The 20358-nt window shown below is 32.4% G+C and carries 21 protein-coding genes; 5 read left to right on the top strand and 16 right to left on the bottom strand.

Annotation, left to right across the window (positions count from 1 at the left end; all coding sequences use genetic code 11):
• Positions 1 to 62: 62 nt before the first annotated feature.
• From C7J89_RS04235 to C7J89_RS04185, 11 genes are all read right to left on the bottom strand, one after another.
• The gene (locus tag C7J89_RS04235; protein WP_103296057.1) at positions 63 to 827 is read right to left on the bottom strand and encodes a sulfite exporter TauE/SafE family protein; all 765 of its coding nucleotides are present in this window, start codon (positions 825 to 827) and stop codon (positions 63 to 65) included.
• A 95-nt stretch (positions 828 to 922) separates the two neighbouring features.
• The gene (locus tag C7J89_RS04230) at positions 923 to 1672 is read right to left on the bottom strand and encodes an amidohydrolase family protein (RefSeq protein WP_103296056.1); all 750 of its coding nucleotides are present in this window, start codon (positions 1670 to 1672) and stop codon (positions 923 to 925) included.
• A 41-nt stretch (positions 1673 to 1713) separates the two neighbouring features.
• Complete coding sequence (locus C7J89_RS04225; RefSeq protein ID WP_061853596.1) at positions 1714 to 2115, bottom strand: GNAT family N-acetyltransferase; 402 nt, start codon at positions 2113 to 2115, stop codon at positions 1714 to 1716.
• A 93-nt stretch (positions 2116 to 2208) separates the two neighbouring features.
• On the bottom strand, positions 2209 to 3240 hold the full coding sequence (locus C7J89_RS04220; protein ID WP_061853597.1) for an NAD(P)/FAD-dependent oxidoreductase: 1032 nt from the start codon (positions 3238 to 3240) through the stop codon (positions 2209 to 2211).
• Between the two features lie 321 nt (positions 3241 to 3561).
• The gene (locus tag C7J89_RS04215; protein WP_061853598.1) at positions 3562 to 3975 is read right to left on the bottom strand and encodes a DUF2871 domain-containing protein; all 414 of its coding nucleotides are present in this window, start codon (positions 3973 to 3975) and stop codon (positions 3562 to 3564) included.
• Positions 3976 to 4045: 70 nt separating this feature from the next.
• Positions 4046 to 4630, bottom strand: a complete 585-nt coding sequence (locus C7J89_RS04210) for a YcnI family protein (RefSeq protein ID WP_103296055.1) — start codon at positions 4628 to 4630, stop codon at positions 4046 to 4048.
• A 12-nt stretch (positions 4631 to 4642) separates the two neighbouring features.
• Entirely contained in the window at positions 4643 to 5890 is a 1248-nt protein-coding gene (locus C7J89_RS04205) for a copper resistance CopC/CopD family protein (protein WP_172459000.1), read from the bottom strand.
• A gap of 210 nt (positions 5891 to 6100) precedes the next feature.
• On the bottom strand, positions 6101 to 6547 hold the full coding sequence (gene rpiB / locus C7J89_RS04200; RefSeq protein WP_061853601.1) for a ribose 5-phosphate isomerase B: 447 nt from the start codon (positions 6545 to 6547) through the stop codon (positions 6101 to 6103).
• Between the two features lie 33 nt (positions 6548 to 6580).
• Positions 6581 to 7216 (bottom strand): dihydroxyacetone kinase subunit DhaL, encoded by a 636-nt coding sequence (gene dhaL, locus C7J89_RS04195; RefSeq protein WP_061853602.1) that lies wholly within the window; start codon positions 7214 to 7216, stop codon positions 6581 to 6583.
• 8 nt (positions 7217 to 7224) lie between these two features.
• Positions 7225 to 8223, bottom strand: coding sequence for a dihydroxyacetone kinase subunit DhaK (locus C7J89_RS04190; RefSeq protein ID WP_061853603.1), 999 nt, complete (start codon positions 8221 to 8223; stop codon positions 7225 to 7227).
• 43 nt (positions 8224 to 8266) lie between these two features.
• Positions 8267 to 9349, bottom strand: a complete 1083-nt coding sequence (locus C7J89_RS04185; protein ID WP_061853604.1) for an MDR/zinc-dependent alcohol dehydrogenase-like family protein — start codon at positions 9347 to 9349, stop codon at positions 8267 to 8269.
• 174 nt (positions 9350 to 9523) lie between these two features.
• Here C7J89_RS04185 and C7J89_RS04180 point away from each other — a divergent pair, with 174 nt between their 5' ends.
• Positions 9524 to 10288, top strand: a complete 765-nt coding sequence (locus C7J89_RS04180) for a DeoR/GlpR family DNA-binding transcription regulator (protein ID WP_103296053.1) — start codon at positions 9524 to 9526, stop codon at positions 10286 to 10288.
• Positions 10289 to 10382: 94 nt separating this feature from the next.
• Here C7J89_RS04180 and C7J89_RS04175 read toward each other — a convergent pair whose 3' ends face one another.
• From C7J89_RS04175 to C7J89_RS04165, 3 genes are all read right to left on the bottom strand, one after another.
• Entirely contained in the window at positions 10383 to 11162 is a 780-nt protein-coding gene (locus C7J89_RS04175; protein WP_061853606.1) for an SDR family NAD(P)-dependent oxidoreductase, read from the bottom strand.
• A gap of 256 nt (positions 11163 to 11418) precedes the next feature.
• On the bottom strand, positions 11419 to 13089 hold the full coding sequence (locus C7J89_RS04170) for a Na/Pi cotransporter family protein (protein WP_061853607.1): 1671 nt from the start codon (positions 13087 to 13089) through the stop codon (positions 11419 to 11421).
• Between the two features lie 183 nt (positions 13090 to 13272).
• Positions 13273 to 14550, bottom strand: a complete 1278-nt coding sequence (locus C7J89_RS04165) for a YhgE/Pip domain-containing protein (protein ID WP_103296052.1) — start codon at positions 14548 to 14550, stop codon at positions 13273 to 13275.
• A 162-nt stretch (positions 14551 to 14712) separates the two neighbouring features.
• Between C7J89_RS04165 and C7J89_RS04160 the strand changes: the two genes are divergently transcribed.
• Positions 14713 to 15324 carry a TetR/AcrR family transcriptional regulator gene (locus tag C7J89_RS04160; RefSeq protein WP_061853608.1) on the top strand — a complete coding sequence of 204 codons (612 nt, stop codon included), beginning with the start codon at positions 14713 to 14715 and terminating at the stop codon, positions 15322 to 15324.
• A gap of 75 nt (positions 15325 to 15399) precedes the next feature.
• Complete coding sequence (locus C7J89_RS04155) at positions 15400 to 16338, top strand: magnesium transporter CorA family protein (protein ID WP_103296051.1); 939 nt, start codon at positions 15400 to 15402, stop codon at positions 16336 to 16338.
• Between the two features lie 70 nt (positions 16339 to 16408).
• Here C7J89_RS04155 and C7J89_RS04150 read toward each other — a convergent pair whose 3' ends face one another.
• Positions 16409 to 16957, bottom strand: coding sequence for a peptidoglycan recognition protein family protein (locus tag C7J89_RS04150; protein WP_061853610.1), 549 nt, complete (start codon positions 16955 to 16957; stop codon positions 16409 to 16411).
• Between the two features lie 169 nt (positions 16958 to 17126).
• On the opposite strand from C7J89_RS04150, the gene C7J89_RS13565 reads away from it, so the two are divergent.
• Complete coding sequence (locus C7J89_RS13565; RefSeq protein WP_103296050.1) at positions 17127 to 17948, top strand: helix-turn-helix domain-containing protein; 822 nt, start codon at positions 17127 to 17129, stop codon at positions 17946 to 17948.
• A gap of 129 nt (positions 17949 to 18077) precedes the next feature.
• The gene (locus C7J89_RS04140) at positions 18078 to 18422 is read left to right on the top strand and encodes a DUF4889 domain-containing protein (RefSeq protein ID WP_103296049.1); all 345 of its coding nucleotides are present in this window, start codon (positions 18078 to 18080) and stop codon (positions 18420 to 18422) included.
• A gap of 341 nt (positions 18423 to 18763) precedes the next feature.
• On the opposite strand, the gene C7J89_RS04135 is transcribed toward C7J89_RS04140, so the two are convergent.
• The gene (locus C7J89_RS04135; protein ID WP_061853612.1) at positions 18764 to 20038 is read right to left on the bottom strand and encodes a cation:dicarboxylate symporter family transporter; all 1275 of its coding nucleotides are present in this window, start codon (positions 20036 to 20038) and stop codon (positions 18764 to 18766) included.
• Between the last annotated feature and the right edge of the window lie 320 nt (positions 20039 to 20358).

Here is a 20358-nt window from a genome sequence, read left to right as displayed (position 1 = left end):
ACAACAAAGACGTTACAAATTTTCATAATTTGTAACGTCTTTGTTATTTATTCATATATACTTTATTGTTTACCAAATATAAGTAACAATGCAGATGCAATTGGAACTGCTATCATTACTACTTTTAAAAATACTTCATTTGCATATGCAGTTAATTTGGCTCCTATATATGAACCGATAATCGTACCACATACTACCTTTATAAATAATGGTATATCTAAATGGCCTATTATGTAGTAACCAAAACCACCTACAAAAGCAATCGGTAAAATAACTAACATCGTAGTACCCACGGCTTTTTTAGCAGTTAAACCAAAGATAGTTAAAAGTCCTATTTGTATAAATGGCGCCGCTCCAATACCTAAAAAACCAGATAAGCAACCCGTTATAATGCCTACAAATGCACCTTTAGCAATTAAATTAGTATTATTATTTACTGATTTGCTTATTGTTTTTGTTTTAGATGGACGTTGTATCATAAAAAGTCTACGCCATAATAAAAATGCTGAAAATGTCATCATTCCTGCTGTACAATATTTAAGTATATCTTCATCGATAAATCCTGCAATTTGCGCCCCAATAAAAGAACCAATTGCACCAAACAAACCTGTGATTAATCCTATTTTCAGCACAACATTATGTGCCTTGAAATGACTTAACGTACCCGACAACGATGTAAAAATCATCGAAGCCAATGAAGTCCCCAATGCTGTATGTACTGGAATACCAAATATTGCTGTTAATATTGCAATAACAGTACCTGCACCACCAGCACCAGTAAATCCAATAAGTACCCCTACCAAAATCATTGTTACAAACAACAACATTTAATTCATCCCTCTACTAACTTTTGTGAATATAAGTCGATACTTGAAACAACCTATATCCAAGTCATTGTCCTAGTCAAAATTTATTACTTTTATTACTTGCTTAGCTTATAAAAATCCATTGCATTTTGCCAGAAAATTTTCTCACATGCTGTGTCATCAAATGATTGCTTAACTAATTCAATGTCTTGCTCTTGGAATGGTCTTGGTGCCCTAGTGGAAGGCAAATCTGTACCAAACATTAAAGCGTCAGGATTAATATTATAAATTGATTGCATTGTCTTTACTACATCAAGATCTACGCGTCCAAAACCAGTGGCTTTAACATGTACTCCTTTATCGACGAGTGATAATAAATGTTTAATGCCCGCTTCAGATAAACCTAAATGATCAATAGATACTGCAGGCAATTGTTCAATCGTAGACATTATTTGAGGTAACTTCGTAGAATCTATATACAACTCACTATGCCAACCTACCAAATCATAAACACGTTGGGCAAAATATGCTAATTGAGACAAATCTTCTGAGCCACCGCGTTGCACATTAAATCTTAAAGCTCTAACGCCTTGTTTATGTAAGTTTACAATCTCCTCATCCGTCGTTGTAGCTGGTAATTGAGTCACACCACAATAATGCTCACCTAAAGTTTGTAATGCATTCACTAAATATTGTTGATCATATCCTTGAAAAGAACCTGACACAATAGCGCCTCCTGCTATATTGAGCTTAGTACTTTGTTGTTGATAATCGTGGGCGGTAAAAGATGGTGGCATATATCCATTGTTGCCTTTTATGTCATAGTCATAGTCTGTAATATGAAAATGTGCATCAAATATTCTCATAACGCTTCCCCCTTTAGATGGCACTGCTATTAATTCAATGCCTAATATAATATATACATGCCTCCTGAATTGGGTTCTGTAGACTGAAATCCAAATTGTTGATACAGTTTGTCTGCTGGATAGTCAGCAATTAAACTAACATAGCTTGAACTTTCAGCAACAGAATCAATGTAACCCTTTACATGCGTCATAATCATTTTACCATATCCTAATCCTTGATACTGAGGATCGACTGCTATATCTATAATTTGAAATGCCGTACCTCCATCACCGATAACTCTACCCATGCCAATCGCGCGATTATCGTCGTAAATAACGACATCGAAACAAGCATTACCTAAACCTTTCTTCGCAGCTGATGGTGTCTTTTCACTCATACCTGCAACTTTTCTTAAATTACAATAGTCTTCAACTGAAGGTGCTTCGTGTTTTACATTAATCATACTTTTATCACTCCTAAAAAATAAGACAAATCATCTGTGACTATACCATAGCACACAGTCTGATTTGTCTTACAATATTAATGCTTTATATTGTTATAAATATTTCTTCATTACCATTTTATTAGATTCTTTAAAGACGTCATTATGACTTGATACATATCCTTCACTTGGGGCATCAGGTTCTATATAACTTTTTGCCAAATTAGCTGCATTACCAGCATCACTAAATGCACTTGCTATAAGATGAACCTTGGCATCATGATGCACAATATCACCACAAGCAAACAAACCATCGATACTCGTAGTAGTATTACCAAAACCTTTAATCTGATATTCATTAAACATATCTACTTTTGCTGAAGATTGTTCCAATAATGGGCTTTCCCTATCAAAGCCGTGGCTGACAATCACTTCATCAAATTGTTGCTGATAAGTCTCACCCGTTTCGATATTCTCTAATACAACTTGCGCGATACGTTCGCCTTCATCGTCACCGATAAGTTGATTGATACGACTGTTAGGTAACTTTTTAACGTTTAAATCATCTAAAATATTTTTCAATGCTTCATAACCAGAAATATCGGCCTTTCTATATACTAATGTAACGCTTTTAGCATAACCACTTAAATCTCTTGCCCAATCTAATGCAGAATTTCCGGCACCAGAAATAAGTACATCTTTGTCTTTAAATTTTTTCAGTGATTGTACAACGTAGTGTAAATTAGTTAATTTATAACGCTCTGCATCTTTAATATCTAATTGTTTAGGGTTAATAATACCTCCACCAATAGCAATAATCACTGACTTAGAACTGTATACATTCCCTTTTTGTGTTTCGATTTCAAAATGTCGTTCATCTATTTTTCTAATATCAGTTACAGTTTCTTCAAGATGTACATCAGGATTAAAATGTAATCCTTGTGCAACTGTATCTTCTATTACTTGATAACATGGTTTTGGGGCTAAGCCACCGATATCCCAGATAATTTTTTCTGGGTAAACGTGCATTTTACCACCCAATTTATCTTGGGCATCGACTATACTGACGTCCATTCCTCGTAAACCAGCATAAAAGCTAGCGAACAATCCAGCAGGACCACCACCTATAATTGTAACGTCCTTCATAATAATCCTCCCAATCTACTAACTCTATTTCATTATCTATTATCCTATAAATGATAACCATTATCAATATAAACGTTTACATCTATCTTTTGTATGAATCGATTATCATCGTATATTCATTATTTCGTCACTTTATATTTACATGTTAAGTATAGTGGTAAATTTAAATAACGCTTATTCCCGATAATCTACAATCTCTTAATTTCCGCTTATACGAGAACAATGAAGCAAATAAAAAACAACTCATTCTACCTGACTACATCAGTAAAATGAGTTGTTCATATTTTATGTTGGCAGTTCCGTCCTAGCTTTTTTTAATAATTAATCTCTTGGATCTTTAATTAATGCATTTCTAAGTAAAAAGAATAGTAATACAAATCCAGCTGTTAGTACTGTATGACCAATACCTGCATAACCAGCAAATGATTCAGGTACTGTTTTTCCTATTACTTGGTAAGTACCTTTCATAAACATCATACCTACCGTGAATAAAACACCAAGATTATAAATGATAAAGAACCAATTAAAGATATAGTAGCTAGATAATTTAAACAGTTTTTCAAATGGCAGTAACACTAAGTGCATAAACATACCTAGCATCAATAAATGCGTGTGTAAAACTTTCAACTGCGTGTCACCAGTAAAATGATGCGCAACAGTTAGTTCTCTATAATAAAAACCACTAATTAAACCAATTATCGTATAGATTAAAAATGCATATAAAATTCTACGCATCGATGACCCTCCTAATTTGATAAACCACCGCATAGTCTATTTATCTCATTACTAAAGATATCACTTTTCTTTATGATTTACGAGATTTTTTAAATATCGCAATTAATGATAAAACGATAGCAATAATAGAGACTATCCATAGTGCTACATTACTATGTGAAGCGTCACCTTGCTCGTTTCCTTGATTGCTATTACTTGATTTACTTACAGTAGTAACAGGTGCAGGTGTCTCAGATTTTTCATTTCCTGTCCACTTTACAACATCACCATTCTTGTAAGTTTGGTAAGCATCCCATTTAAATTTACCTTCTTTATCAGGGTTTGCTACTTGAATTGGTAAATCAATAAATTCATTCGGTTTAATGCCACCATTAGTTGCTTCCCAAGTAATTTTAGTAATATTACCTTTTTTATCTTTAGTAAATTTATGTTCAAAACCATTTACAGGTTCAACCCCTACTACGTTTAGGCCCTTAGGTACTTTTAATTCAACTTTTGTCGTGTTGTCGTCTTTTTCAACTGGTACTCTCACATCATACTTATCGTATGATCCTGGCTCACTGCTATTAGGGTTTAATGTTACGTGCGCATCGGCAACTTTAGACATACTTAAAGCAACAATAAATGCTACGATAGTAACTACTATTTTCTTCATATTTTTTCTCCTTTAACTTGGTATATTAATTTGACTCATAATAATACCTGCAACTATGAGTACGATACCTATAATTATTTCTATTGATAACATTGATTTATTTGTATATTGACGGCTTAATGCACGCGTTGTCTGATAAGCGCCAAGACACATCATCGCAATAACTCCTGCGACTTTAACAATAACTAGCATCGACCACGTTTGAAGATGATTAAATACATTTAATATGCTTGATTCATCAATTACCATTAACACACCTGATACAATAATCATCAAGACGGCGATACTATTTACTGTTAATAAAAAGTTTTTAATATTCGTTAGCTGATTGACTTTGTTATTTAGCGTTACACAAAATAGATAAACTAATGCACCTAACCAAATCGACATACCGACTAAATGTATTGTACGTATGATGATGGACCATACTGGAAATTGCTGTGCAAAAGCATGACCCGACATGCTCAATACGACTAATATAATAAGCGCAATCAGTGTGTACCAGCTAGCTAACATATTTTTTAAGCTAAACAAAATAAGCAGAACAATAATACCTAATAATGATAATAATAAAGGTACTTGCAGTAACGTCTCTATATTTAAAGTTAATATCTCACTACTTACATCTGAAGTAAGCGACATCAAATAAACTAAACACGTCATAAATGTTACGCCAATAATCATCCAAATTGCAGAACGGTATTTAGGAATGATATTAAATTCCGGCAAACCTTTTTTAATAGCCATTTGATTAACTAAGAAAAGACCTATAAGCACGATGATGGATCCTTCAGCTAAAAAGCGTAAAAAGCCAAACCAGAATGCTGCAGTTTCAAAAAACGGCGGTGTTGTATCTACATTATTAGCTGTTTTTTTACCAATAGAAAATTCAAATTGGTTCCCGACTTCGTGACCATCAGCTGACATGGCATGCCATTTAATTTTATGAGTTCCCTTTTTTAAATGATTAACATCAAAGTCCAGTGTTTTATTATGCCCTGTGGTATTAGGTTTAACATTATCAAGCTCATTACCACTATCGTCAAAAATAGTAATACTAGAGTATTTCGTATTAACAGGCTCATTAAATTGTAATGATATCTGTTTAGGTTGCGACTTAACAGTACTGTTTTCTTGAGGCGTTACTTTTTCAAGTGTCGCATGCGCCGATGCGTTTTGCGTTGAAAATACTGTTAAACAAATTAACGCTACAAAAAATACTAAATATAACTTTATAAAAAAGTTACTTTTTATAGACACTTTTAAGCCTCCATTCACTTATTTATTACATACAATTTAATAATATATAAGAAAACTTTTATGAACAATACATTTTAAAATTTGTCATGTTTTAGACATAAAGCTATTACATCTTTAAGACTTATAAAATCAAAAAAGACAAAACCTGCGACAGGCTTTGTCTTTTTTGATTATATCAAATTATGACTCAATTTTTTATTTTATAAGTTACTATTCTGCTTCAGATGTTTCTAGATCTACGATTTTATCAACTTTACGTTGAGAACCGCCTTCCCATGCAACATTTAAGTATGCTTCTACATTTTTCTTAGCTACTTCAACACCAATAATTTGTGCACCCATAGTTAAAATTTGAGCATTATTACTTAATTGTGCACGTTCTGCAGAGTATACATCATGTGCCATTGCTGCTCTAATGCCTTTAACTTTGTTTGCAGCAATTGCAACACCTATACCAGTACCACAAATTAAAATGCCACGTTCATTATTACCTTGTTGAATACTTTTACCCACTTCTGCAGCAACATCAGGGTAATCTGTTTCTGCACAATGATGGCAACCAAAATCTTCAACTTCATGACCCATGTCTTCAACTTGTTTTTTTACCGCTTCTTTTAAATCATAACCGTTGTGATCTGCACCTATAGCAATTTTCATTATCTTGTTCCTCCTTATATTTATTACTTATTTTTATTTAGCAAAGGGTTGAAATGTTTCTAACATTAAATATGCTGACATCGCACCTGGATCAACGTGTCCTTGTGAACGATATCCTAAACGTTTTGAGCGCCCTTTATTTGAAACAATATCTTTTGTACTTTCCATTCCTTTTTTCGCATGTTCCAATGCTTTGTCAAATGCTTCTGAGAATGACAAACCATTTACGCGTTGTTCATCTAACGTTGTGAAAAATGGTTCCAGTGTATCTATCATAGTTTTGTCGCCGATTTTTGCTTTACCTCTATCTTTAATGCCTTTACTGAAAGAGATCCAAAAATCGAATAAACCCTCATCATCAAGTTCAGTTTTATTTTTCACTGCAACTGCAGCTTTTAAATAACCTGAAGCATACAATGGCCCTACTGAAGAACCTACTGCATCTAAGAAGCTTTTACCTACGGCTACACTAATTTTCGCAATATCATTTTGCTCTTGTAGTTCTTGTTCGACAGTATCTCTCACTGCTTGGTAACCAATATTCATCGTTACACCATGGTCACCGTCACCAATTTTTCTATCTAGTTCACATAAATAGTCTTTTTTAGTCGCAAATAATTCTGTTAATGCTAAAATATATTCTTTATATTCATTACTTGTTAATGTCATCATTCCACCTACACTTCTTTAAAATTAGGACAATCTACTGGATGTGCTAGACAAGATTTCAATGTGTCATCCAACTTCATCAATGTTACCGAAAAGCCACCCATTTCCATTGATGTAATGAAATTACCTACGTAGGATTTGTAAGTAACAATATTTTTTTCTTCTAATATTTCATTAACTTCTTTGTTAATGATATACAATTCCATTTGTGACGTAGCACCTAAGCCATTAACTAACACTGCTACCTCATCGCCACTTTCGTATAGTCCTTCATTTAAAATGTTTTTCATGATAACGTTAACTGTTTCTTTAGCAGTACGAATCGTAGTCTTTTCAATGCCTGGTTCACCATGGTGACCAAGTCCAATTTCCATTTCATTGTCTTCTAAATCGAAGCTTGGCTTACCTGTTTGAGGTAAATAGCAAGGACTTAATCCAATACCCATTGAACGTGTATTATCATTGGCTAATTGTGCAATACGTTTTACTTCTGATAAATCATGACCGAAGTCTGCCGCTGCACCAGCTGCTTTAAATACTAATAACTCACCAGCAATACCACGTCTATCATCTAAATCTTTAGAAGATGCAACATCATCATTGCCGATAACAACCTCTGTTTGGATGTCATCTTCAATTTCAGTCATCTCACTCGCCATTTCAAAGTTCATTAAGTCACCAGCATAGTTACCATAAATATAAAGTACACCGTGACCTTGATTAATTTCTCTTGTAACAGCTTGAATTGGAATTGGTGAAGGTGAAGCAAAGATGTTACCTACCGCAACACCGTCTGCCATACCTTTGCCTACATAACCTAAAAATCCAGGTTCGTGACCAGAACCGCCACCTATTAACACACTTACTTTTCTTTTTTCATGTCTCTTTGTACCGATAAGGGCACGTTGGTGTAAAGATGAGCGTCTAATATATTCTGGATAAGCTGCAAGATACCCTGTCATTAACTCATCAATAACGTTATCCGGATTATTTATCATTTTCTTCATTTATTACTCTCTCCTTTATTGAAGCTATATTCATCTATGATGTTTATGGTTCTAACACTACTTTTAGTGATTTGTCGCCTTTTTTCATTAACTCGAATCCTTCTTCAAATTTTTCGAGAGGTAATTTATGAGTTACTACACCTTCAGTTGGGAAATCACCATTTTGAATGCCATCAATAACTAGTGGGTAACAATAAGGTCCTAAATGACTACCCATTAAGTCTAGTTCTTTACGGTCAGATATAATACTCCAATCAACAGTTACTGGATCTCCAAATACTGAGAATTCAACAAATCTACCTAATTTTCTAATCGCACTTAATCCTTGTTCTACTGATTTAGGGTGACCAGTTGCTTCAATATAAGTATCGCAACCGTAACCTTCTGTCATATCTTTAATTTCTTTAACTACATCCACTTTCGCTGGATTCATTACGATATCCGCACCGAATTTTTTAGCTAATTCTAAACGGTCGTCTTTCATATCTAATACAACTAATGTTTCAGCACCTGCTTTTTTAGCTGCTCCTACCATGCCTAAACCTAATGTACCGGCACCAGATAGAACTACAAAGTCGCCTAATTTAATGTTGGCACGTTGTACTGCATGTAAACTACATGCATATGGTTCAATTAATGCAGCTTTTTCAATTGGTAAATCTTCTGGAACTTTATAGTTAATAGCTTCTTTTGTAAATTTCATATATTCAGCCATACCGCCGTTAACATTGTTTTGGAAACCATATAAGTCATGTTTTTCACACATCCAATATTCGCCACGGTTACAAAATCTACAATTCCAACAAGGCACGATTTGTTCAGAAATAACTCTATCCCCAACTTCATAATCAGTTACTTCGTCGCCTTTATCTACGACACGGGCAATAAATTCATGTCCCGGAATCATTGGCGCTTTAATGTAAGATGGTTGCGTTTCGTCTCCCCAGAAACTTGGCGCCCCACCATAAGCTTTAATGTCGCCTGCACAAATGCCACAAGCTTCAACTTTTACTACAATTTCTTTACCATTTTCGATTGTTGGTGTTTCAACAGTTTCATATCTATAATCTCCAGGCGCATATGCTACTACTGCATTCATAGTGTCAGGATAATTTTTCTTTGTCATAATATACAACTCCCTTTCAATTTTAGGAAACGCTTTCATTTACAATTATTATTTTAATATATATTTTCGTTTTCTTCAAATATTTTTTCGTTTATTTTCATTTTTGTTTGTTTATGCTTACATATTGAGTAATAATATAAAATGAATTAAGATTAAATTAAGGATGTGACGCAAATGAAAATGTATGCAGATGAACGACGAGAAAATATTTATACATATATAAAATCTCATAAAAGGGCAACTGTAAAACAACTATCTAATTATTTAAGCGTAACTGAGGCAACGGTAAGAAGTGACTTACGAAGGTTGGAAAGTGAAAATAAACTTATTCGCACACACGGTGGAGCGAAGATAAATGAAAATATTGAATCTAAACTTAACTTTTCATATCGTTTAACACAACGACATGATGAAAAACATCATATTAGTCAAAACGCGATTAACAAAATCCAACCACAACAATGCATTATGATAGATGCTAGTTCTACAACGTATGAATTAGCTAAATTACTCGCTGAAACGTCGATGGAATTAACTATCATTACGAATGGTTTAGAAAATGCTGTTTTATTAAAAGAAAATCCACATTTAACTGTTCTTATCGTCGGTGGTTTTGTGTCACAAGATTCCAACGCGATTACAGGTAATATTGATTCACAGATTTTAGAAATGTATCATATCGATTATTTCTTCCTGTCTGCAAACGGGCTAACTTTGCAAAACGGTTTAACAGATTTTTCATTGCCAGAAGTACAATTGAAAAAACAGATGGTTCAAGAAAGTGATAAAGTAATAGCACTTATAGACCATAGCAAGTTTGACGTTTCTTCAACTCTATCATTTGCCAAATTAAATGACATCGACGAAGTAATCACTAATAAAAAACCTAATAGTAAATGGTTGTCTGATGTTCCTTTTAAAATAACAATTGCTGAATAAATGATGCAGCAATGAGAAAAGCTCAAGCCAGATTTTAGTATTAAATCTGACTTGAGCTTTTTGTTTTTTGATATTTAACTATTTAATTATTTAATTAAAGTGCAGTATAACCACCATCAATTGTCACGATACTTCCTGTTACAAATGATGATGCGTCAGACGCTAAATATAATGCTGCGCCTTGTAATTCTTCAGGCACGCCTGGTCTGCCCATTGGTGTGAATTTCATCCAAGTATCAATCATTTCTCCACCTTGAGCGAAGTAATCTTTAGTTAATTCGGTTTTCATATAACCTGGCGCAATCGTATTTACTCTGATATTATGTTCTGCCCATTCATTAGCTAAGCTTTTAGTGAACATAATTACAGCACCTTTAGAGGTATTATATGCCGCTTGTGGTTGAGGTGTATTTACGATAATACCAGACATTGAAGAGGTATTTACAATAGATCCTCGTTTTTGTTCAATCATCACTTCGCCTACCGCTTGTGATACTAATACCATACTATTGATGTTTACATCCATATTTTTAACCCATCTGTCATATGGCATATCTTCAAATTTTACATGTTCATTTATGCCGGCATTATTAAATAGAATATCAATTCTACCAAATTCTTTTTTTACATCTTCAACCATTTGATAAACGTCGTCGACATTCGTTACATCTACTTTACAAGCAATTGCTTTATTACCTGTATCCTTTGTAAATTCATCTGCAGTAGCTTGTGCTAGTTCTAAATTAATATCAGCTATTACTAAATGCGCTCCTGCTTCTGCTAGTCCTTTACCCATAGCTTTTCCTAATCCAGAGGCACCACCCGTAACGATAGCAACTTGATTATCTAATTTAAACTTATCTAAAATTGACATATTTTTACCTCCAAAAACTTTTATAAAATGATTGTAAGATAAATAATTCATACATTGCAATGGAAACGTTTTCTTTTATATTTAAAATTTTACATTAATATAACTATTTAAATAAAAAAAGTACGAAACCAAAGTATTGGCTCGTACTTTTTCAGAGAACAAAACTCTCTTTATTATTTTTGTTGTAATTATTTATAAAACGCCTAGTTGATATATAATTTAGTATAATTGCATAATGCGCACGTTTTATATTTTATTAAGTTGTTTCAAGTTCCCATTGATTAGATTGATTATAATCAGCTTGTTCAAGATGGTTGTAATTAATCATGCCTTCTGAAATATTTCTCGCGTGATAGCCTATACGTTCTAACACTGAAATCATATCCAAGTATAATATCGCTCCTTCAGGTGAACAATCACCAGAACTCAAGCGTTGAATATGTTGCTTTCTTAATTCATGCTCTAATCCATATGAATCTTTACTACGTTTGACGATTTCTTCTTTTGTTATATGATCATAGACATTAAAGTTATTTATTGTTTTATTAAAGGAAACTGTAACGTGATCATACAGTTGATTAATACTGTTTTGGGCTTCTTCAGAAATATAAATTTTGTCAGTACGTTGTTGTTCTATTATTTTGAAATATTGTTGCGATAACGATGCCACCTTCAATACTGCCCTATTTACATCAAATAACACTGACATACGTTCTGCATCTTTCGCCGACAACTTTTTCTCTGATATTTTTGTTAAATACTGTCGAATATTATCATACATATTCTCTACAACTGCCTGCTTTTGTTCTATATCTTTTTTCACTTTATCGTCGTAATATTTCACATTTTCTAACACTGAATAAGACATATGACCTAGATGCTGTATTTCATCTTGCGCCTCTTGCAATGCAAAACTTGGTGCTCTGTTAATTAAATTTTTATCTAGAATACGTGGTTGAAATTTTTCGTGAATATCGTCACCTGGTATAATTTTCGTCACTATCCATGCTAACGCAAAGATAAAAGGTAATTGAATTAATGTGTTAGTGACATTGAAAGAACCATGTGCAAACGCAATTACCATTTCCGGCTTCAAGCTAAGTGCTTTTTGAATCCACACCATGGCACCTTGGTATAAAGGTAATATTATAATAAAGATAGTCGCACCGATGACATTAAATAATACGTGTACCATCGCAACACGTTTAGCAGCAATAGAACCTGCTAAGCTAGCCAATACAGCAGTAATCGTTGTACCTATGTTATCTCCAAGTAATACCGGTAACGCACCATGTAACGAAATTAAATCATTTGCGTAAAATCCTTGTAAGATACCAATCGTCGCACTTGAACTTTGAATAACTACCGTTACTATCGTTCCAGCTAATAGGCCTAAGACAGGATTGGATGACATATCGAGCATAATTTTATTAAAACCATCTAAATTGGCTAAAGGTTTAACTGCAGAACTCATCAATTCAAGTCCGTAAAACAATGCACCGAAACCAAATAGAATCATACCGATATTTTTAACTTTTCTCTTATGGATAAAGAATATTAAAAATGCGCCAATAGCTAGTATAGGAAGTGCATAAGCACCAATATCAATACCAATTATAAATGCAGTAACCGTTGTCCCTATATTAGCTCCCATTACAACGCCGATAGCTTGTCTCATTGTCATAAATCCAGCAGTGACCAAACCAATTGTAATTACCGTAGTACCAGAACTACTTTGAATTAAAATTGTAACAATCATACCTGCAAGAACACCCATGACTGGATTACTTGTAAAACGATTTAAGATACTCCTCAGTCTATCGCCCGCCGAAGCTTGCAGACCATCTCCCATTTGCTTAATGCCGTATAGGAAAATTCCAAGTCCACCAATAAAAGTAAACAGAATTTCCATTGCAAAAGAATTCATCGTCCCACCTCTTTAAATTATTTGTTAACTACTTAAATTATATCTAAGCTTTGTTAAGCTAATGTTAAGATAAGTTAAAGATTGTGTAGGTTATAGCTCAATCATTCTGTAATGATATTACAAAATAAAATAAGCTGCATTACAGAATAAAAGTATTCTATAACACAGCTTAAACATTTTATATTATGAAGGGATTTCTGTAGTTTTATTGCTATGTTTTCTCACTATAGTTGCTATAAGTGATGAAATAACACCGAAAATCATAAAACCAACAAACATCCACATTGTAGTATTCATTGTTATTGGTTGATGCATATAAATTAATTCTCTAATTGTATTAGCATAATGTGTGAACGGATTCCAATCGACAATGTAATCTTGATAAAATTTTGGTAATAATTGTTTTGGTAATGTTACTAATTGCATACTGAAGAACATTGCAATAAAGAAGATTGGAATAGATTTCATTCCTAACCATGTCATTACTCCCATAATTAGACCCATAAAGCTTAAAATTGATATTGATACGAAGAGTGCAATTTTATTAACATCATTAAATTCGAAACCTTGCACACCAGACATAAAGTAAATATAGCCAAAGCCACCTATAAAGGCTGTAACAATCGCAGCAACAATTTGTATTAGCGTAGCTGTCACACGTTGAACAATTGTAATGTTACGGCTAGATCTGAATGCATAAAATAGTAAAATTGAACCTACAATAGAACTTATCCATACCGGCATAAACATTAAGAATGGTGCGTTCCCACTACCTTGATGATCTTTTACTTCGTTAACTTTTTTGTCATTAACTTTTACCGGATTCGTAATGCTATTAATATCTTTTGCGCTCACTTTGACATCTTGTTTTTCTAATGTGCCGATGCTCTGTTTAGTAATCTGTTTATTGATGTTTTCACCAACACCTTTTAAGACATTTGAAGCCATTTGAGAAGCTTGCATGTTAGCTCCGCCATTAGCCAATGTTTTAAGATGAGCTTGTTTTACTGTTATATCATTTTTAGGTGCAGATTGTTGCATCTTTTTAGCTTGCTTTGGAGGAATGTCACCAGATTTAATTTTTTCTTTCATTTCGGCTTTCTTACTATCCATTACGACTTTTTGCGTTTTGCTCATCGCATTTTTTGAGAAGTCTTTTTCTAAAATAGCAGCGCCATAATATTTTTGTTCATCTAAACCTTTTTTAGCTTCTTTTTCACTATCTACTTCGACCCATTTTATAGATTTAGAATCGCTATCTTTTAAGTTATCTACTAATTTTCCACCAATATCTACATTTTTACCTTGAATTGATGTCCCTTTGTCGTGATTCACGATTGCTATTGGTACGGATTTAGGTTTTGGATTATATGCAGGATAAAACGCTATGGAAAAAATTCCTAATATTAGTATGATTGCTATTGGTGCAATCCACAGTAATTTACTTTTTAAAATATTCATGATTTATTTACCTCCTTGTATCAACACGTTTTTGAACACGTTGTTGAATATCTATCACCTTGTCTATTATAATAGTTTTAAACGCACTGACAATAATCAATATTGTTCATAGTGTTCATAAATCAACAATCAACATTAAATTGTTCATTATAAGGAGGTATCATTTTGGAAGACCGTCGTATAAAAAAATCAAAACAAGCAATTAAACAAGCGTTCATTCAATTATTACAAGAACAAGAATTAGATAAAATTACAATACGAGATATTACGACATTAGCTGATATTAATAGAGGTACGTTTTATTTACATTATGTAGATAAATATGACTTGTTGTCATCAATGGAAGATGAATATATAACCCATCTCTCTGAAAAATTAAACTTTGATTATCTACTCAAACAATATGATTCAACAGAAGCCTTTGCTAAAGAATTTACTTCAAGTATACTTAAGAATATTATGTCTTATATCGAAAACAATATCGATTTTTATAAAGTTATATTAAATTTAGAGCGTAAAAGCCAAATTGAAAATAAAATAAGTCAATTAATGTTTAACAATATGCAGACCCATATTACGAGCGAAAACCAAATTGCTGGTATTCCAATAGATTATTTCCATAGTTATGTTTCAGGTGCTACTATTTCGTTTATAAAACACTGGGTACAAGACGATAATCGAATGAGCGTAGATGATTTATCAGATATTTTATTTAAAATAATATTTAATGGTCCGCTGCGCTTAATGGCTAATGAAAAATATGAGCAATATTAAATACAGTAATTGTTGTAAGATACCTATTTATTCGCTAATATAATAAAGTATTTATTTTGAAGGAGGTATTGGGAAATGATTACAGCATACAAGCATAATCACAATCAAGAAATTATGGAATCTCCAGTAGATTCAACGGCTTCTTGGATTAATATTGTGGAGCCTGAACGAGAAGAAATAGAAACAATAATGTCCCAATATAATATTCCTGAGGATTTTATTAAAGACCCATTAGACAGTGAAGAAAGTTCACGTATCGAATACGATGATGAATCTGGTTATTCTTTAATAATTATCGATTTACCAGTTGTAAATAAAACAAATCATAATGTGCTTTCATTTATAACAATCCCGTTAGGTATCATTATTGGTAATAAAAGAATTATTACGATATGTAACGAAGAAAATGAATTTCTTGAAAACTTTTCGCGTCAACATATTAATTTAAAATATCATAGTCGCTTTGCTTTAAATATTTTATTAACAATAGCAAATCACTATAACAGAAATTTAAGATTATTAAACAAAACAAGACTACGTATTGAACGTAATTTGAAAAATAATGTTAGTAACAAGCAATTGTATAACTTAATGGAAGTAGAAAAGAGTTTAGTTTACTTTTTAGCGGCACTTAAAGGTAATGATAATATTATTAAAAAACTCTTTAGATTGCCTGCCATTAAAAGATTTGATGAAGATGAAGAATTACTTGAAGATTTAGTCATCGAAAATAAACAAGCCGTCGAAACAACTGAACTCTATACTAAGATTTTAGAGAGTATTACGACTTCACATGCTTCTCTATTATCAAATGAATTAAATAACACTATGAAAACATTAACCTTATTTACGGTTTTCTTAACGTTACCAACATTAGTATTCAGTTTCTTTGGTATGAACGTGCCGTTACCTATTAACGCTCACAGTTATATTTCATGGATTGTCGTTATTGTTATTTCACTGATCCTTGTATCATTTGTCGGTGCATTTTTATGGCGCAAACAGAAGCTTTAACTTTATAAACAATAGAACAGCTATACTACTGTAATGTAACCATTATCGTAGTATAGCTGTTTTATCATTGTTATATAATTTCGTAATAGCTTTGGATTCGACTAATAAAGTAATCCTTTAATCGTTTCCTGTTCGCTTCAGAATTTTCACCATTATTAACATGCATATGCCATGCCCTAGCAGGACAAGCCGTATCGAAAAATTCTCTATGCAGTCTGATAGTATCTCTGTTTACTGGTAACATATGGTCTTTTAAAATTTGTGCCGCTAGAGCAAAACTAGCTTCTTCATTTTCATGAAATTGTGAATCAGACAGTACGCCATCTATTTTCGACTGACACCTTTCAATGCCAACATAATGTTCATTGGCAAAGCGATCTCCACAATGCCACTCTACGTACTCAATAGGGTGAAACCAGTAACACGTATCTTTATCAACATATATACTCGCCCATCCTTTTTCTAAACAACCTTGTTGTTCCCTTTCTTTGAGCCATTCTATATAATCTTTGGCAGCCATATTCTCTGCATCATCATGCAAGACAATACCACATATTTGTGGCTTTTTATTTGTAATTTTAGGTTTACCATTAAAGTAATCGGAATATATGTGCTTCATCGACAGTCACCTATTTAACATCACATTTTTAATATTTACTATTCTAACAAACATATAGCTGTAACTATAAATCTCAACTTCTATAAAACTGTAGTAAAAATGAGTTGGGTTAACTATTGTATAATGAATATTGTCCCAATGAAAACATCTGAGTTAAGGAGTTGATTTAATGCACTGTACAATCCACTTCCACAATGATTACACAACAACTACGCGTCGTTGTTTAAATCACTTTATAATATATTTGTCTCTATGTAACGATTTAAAGGTACGTTTAAATGGCAAAATAGTAGCATTAAATGATAACGTCTTGATTATTAATCATAATGATTTATACACGATTCTTGGTGGCACTCAAATTATAGAAACTAAGATTCCATTGTTTCTGCTTGCTCAAAATCATTATAATTTATTTAACAGTCATTATAATTATCAAAAGCTACAATCATCTCACACGTTAAAATTACTAATTTTTCACATCATTAATGAATATCATTACAATAATACAATTAATACGTTATTATTGTTCGATATTATACAGTTATTAAATACTGAAACATACGTAACGCACAGTAAAATCTACAAACCCATTATTTGTTCAACTAGTAATTCTCTAAATAATGTAGCCTCGTATATTAACCGTTATAGTTTAGAAAAGCTTTCTTCACATTATTTAGCACAAAAATTATATTTTTCCACTAGTTACATTTCGTTATTATTTAGCAGAAAGCTAACTGTAAATTTTAAATACTACCTTACTAGTCTAAAAATCGCGCTGTCTATACCAGAGCTTTTGTTTACAAATAGTTCTATTACATCTATTGCCTACTTTTTTGGTTTTAAAAATTACTATAATTATTTAACTCATTTTAAACGTTACTTAAATACGACGCCACATGCCTACAGACAACAATATACTTATATTCCATACTGTCCGAACATTTATATTAACGTCTCTCCAACTGAATTTCAGAATTGCCATATACACTAGAATTATGTAAAATACGACAAATTTGTTAAATCAAACAAAATTTGACGATTTAATTTTGTTTTTATCTATATTATTATTATAATGAAGTTATATTAATAATATAGATAGTTAAAGGAGCCAAGAATTACTATGAATAAAAAAGTATTTAGTTACGGCTTAATCGCAGTAATGTTAATCGTAAGTATCGTTCTAGTTATCGTCATGTTGACTACTGGTGAAAAAGAAACGTATTACGGTTATATGAAAGATAAACACACTGCAGAAAAAGTTATTAACGACAAAGATCACAAAGTAGAAAAAGACGTTAAAATCCCTTCTAAAAGTGGTTTTTCACCTAAAAAAGGCGATTTTGTAAAATTAGTTAAAGCCAAAGGTTCTGACAAATACTCATCTATGAAAATTGTTAAGCACGATGATATTCCTCATGGTTTAATGATGAAAATACATGACATGGGTAATATGCACATGCAATAATGCATACGTTAGAGTTTGGGACAGAAAGATTCTAGCATGTTATAAACTCTATACATAAGGCACCTCGTTAATTTGGTTTTTGTCATGATTAATTAAATTATACGAGCGTGCTTTATTTTTTATAAAATTGGAAAGTTGTAATGATTTTGCATCGTGCTGACGCCTGAGGGAATCATATGTGTGAGAGACTACAGGCTCGAGCCATACTATCCTAAATCAAGGCAAGCATGCACGAACAAAATCATAGATTATAAAAAAATAGCACCTCATTTTTACTGAATAAATCAGTAGAATGGGGTGCTATTTAATTTAAGTTAGGAATTATGTCACAAACTCTTGTTTTATATAGATTTATAATATTCTTGGCCTTTCTCTTTATTGTATACGCCTTCCCATTTAGAAATAACGATTGTTGATAAAGAGTTACCCATTACGTTTACAGCCGTTCTAACCATATCTAGCAGTCTATCGATACCGATAATTAAAGCTAGACCTTGTGCTGGTAATCCCATTGCACCTAAAGTAGTTACAAGTACAACGATAGATACACCTGGTACGCCGGCCATACCTTTAGAGGCTACCATCAAAGTAACCATTAACATAATTTGTTGCCCAATTGACATGTCTATACCATACATTTGAGCCACGAACAGTGCCGCTATTGATTGATACAATGCAGAACCGTCTAAGTTAAATGTATATCCGATTGGCACTACAAATGATGTAATATCCCTTGGCGCGCCAAAGTTTTCCATTTTTTTCATGATAATTGGCAACACCGATTCAGAACTTGATGTTGAAAATGCTAGTATTAATTCATTTTTAAGTATTTTCATAATATGGAAAATATTGATACCACATATTTTAGCAACAATACCTAATACGACTACTACAAAGAATACCATTGCTCCGATTACTACTAGTAATAATTTTAATAGTGGTAATAATGCCGAAGCACCAAATGTCATAACTGTTGTACTAATAAACGCGAAAACACCAATTGGTGCTAATTTAAGAATTTTATTAATCATCCAGAATACTGCTTCTAAAACGCCACCTAAAACATTTCTTACTGGCTCTGCTTTTTTCCCAATTGCAGATAATGCAATACCGAAGAAAGCGGCAAAGAAGATAATTGGTAATAAATCACCTTTATTTAATGCTTCAAAAAAGTTTGTAGGTACTATGTTTACAAGTGTGTCGATAAAGTGATTACCATATGTAGAATGTTCAGCTGCCTTCGCTGATGATTCGTATGATGATATGTCACCTTTCGGTAATTTATGAGGATCTAGTCCAGAACCCGGTTTAAAGACATTCGCAAAAATGATTCCCAATGCGATTGCTATTGTAGTTATAACTTCAAAATATATAATTGTTTTTAGTCCGTAACGTCCAACTGTTTTTGATTCACCAACATTAGAAATTGATAATGCTAGCGCACAGAATACGACTGGTATTACAATCATTTTAATTAAATTTAAAAATACATCACCAAATGGTTTAATGTAATTTACCCATTCATCGTGTCCATATAATAGTAAACCAACAACGATACCAAGTATAAGAGCAATAATAACCTGAGTTGGCAAACTAATTTTTCTCAAATATTTCATGTTGAAACTCCCCTTCTTCTGACATTTCTAAATTATATCAAACAAAGCAAAAAAAGAATATAAAACTTTTTGCAAAATTGTAACTTATTACATCATTTATAATTTTATACACTTAAAAAGTATAAATAAGTAACATCAGTAATATTTTGCAAAATCAAGTATAATAAATCTCTATTTTTTATTTAAATACGATTATACCGATATTATTTGAAATTTTATGAAGCTTTAATTTATATAACGATACTTTTTTAAGTTAAATTTATAAATGAGTAACATGTTATGAAACCGTTTGCTTTTAAAGCAATTTACAACTTCCTATA

Source organism: Staphylococcus kloosii (genome assembly GCF_003019255.1).
Taxonomy (GTDB): Bacteria; Bacillota; Bacilli; order Staphylococcales; family Staphylococcaceae; genus Staphylococcus; species Staphylococcus kloosii.
The sequence above is the reverse complement of the archived record's forward strand: the minus strand, read 5'-3'. Positions and strand labels throughout refer to the sequence as shown.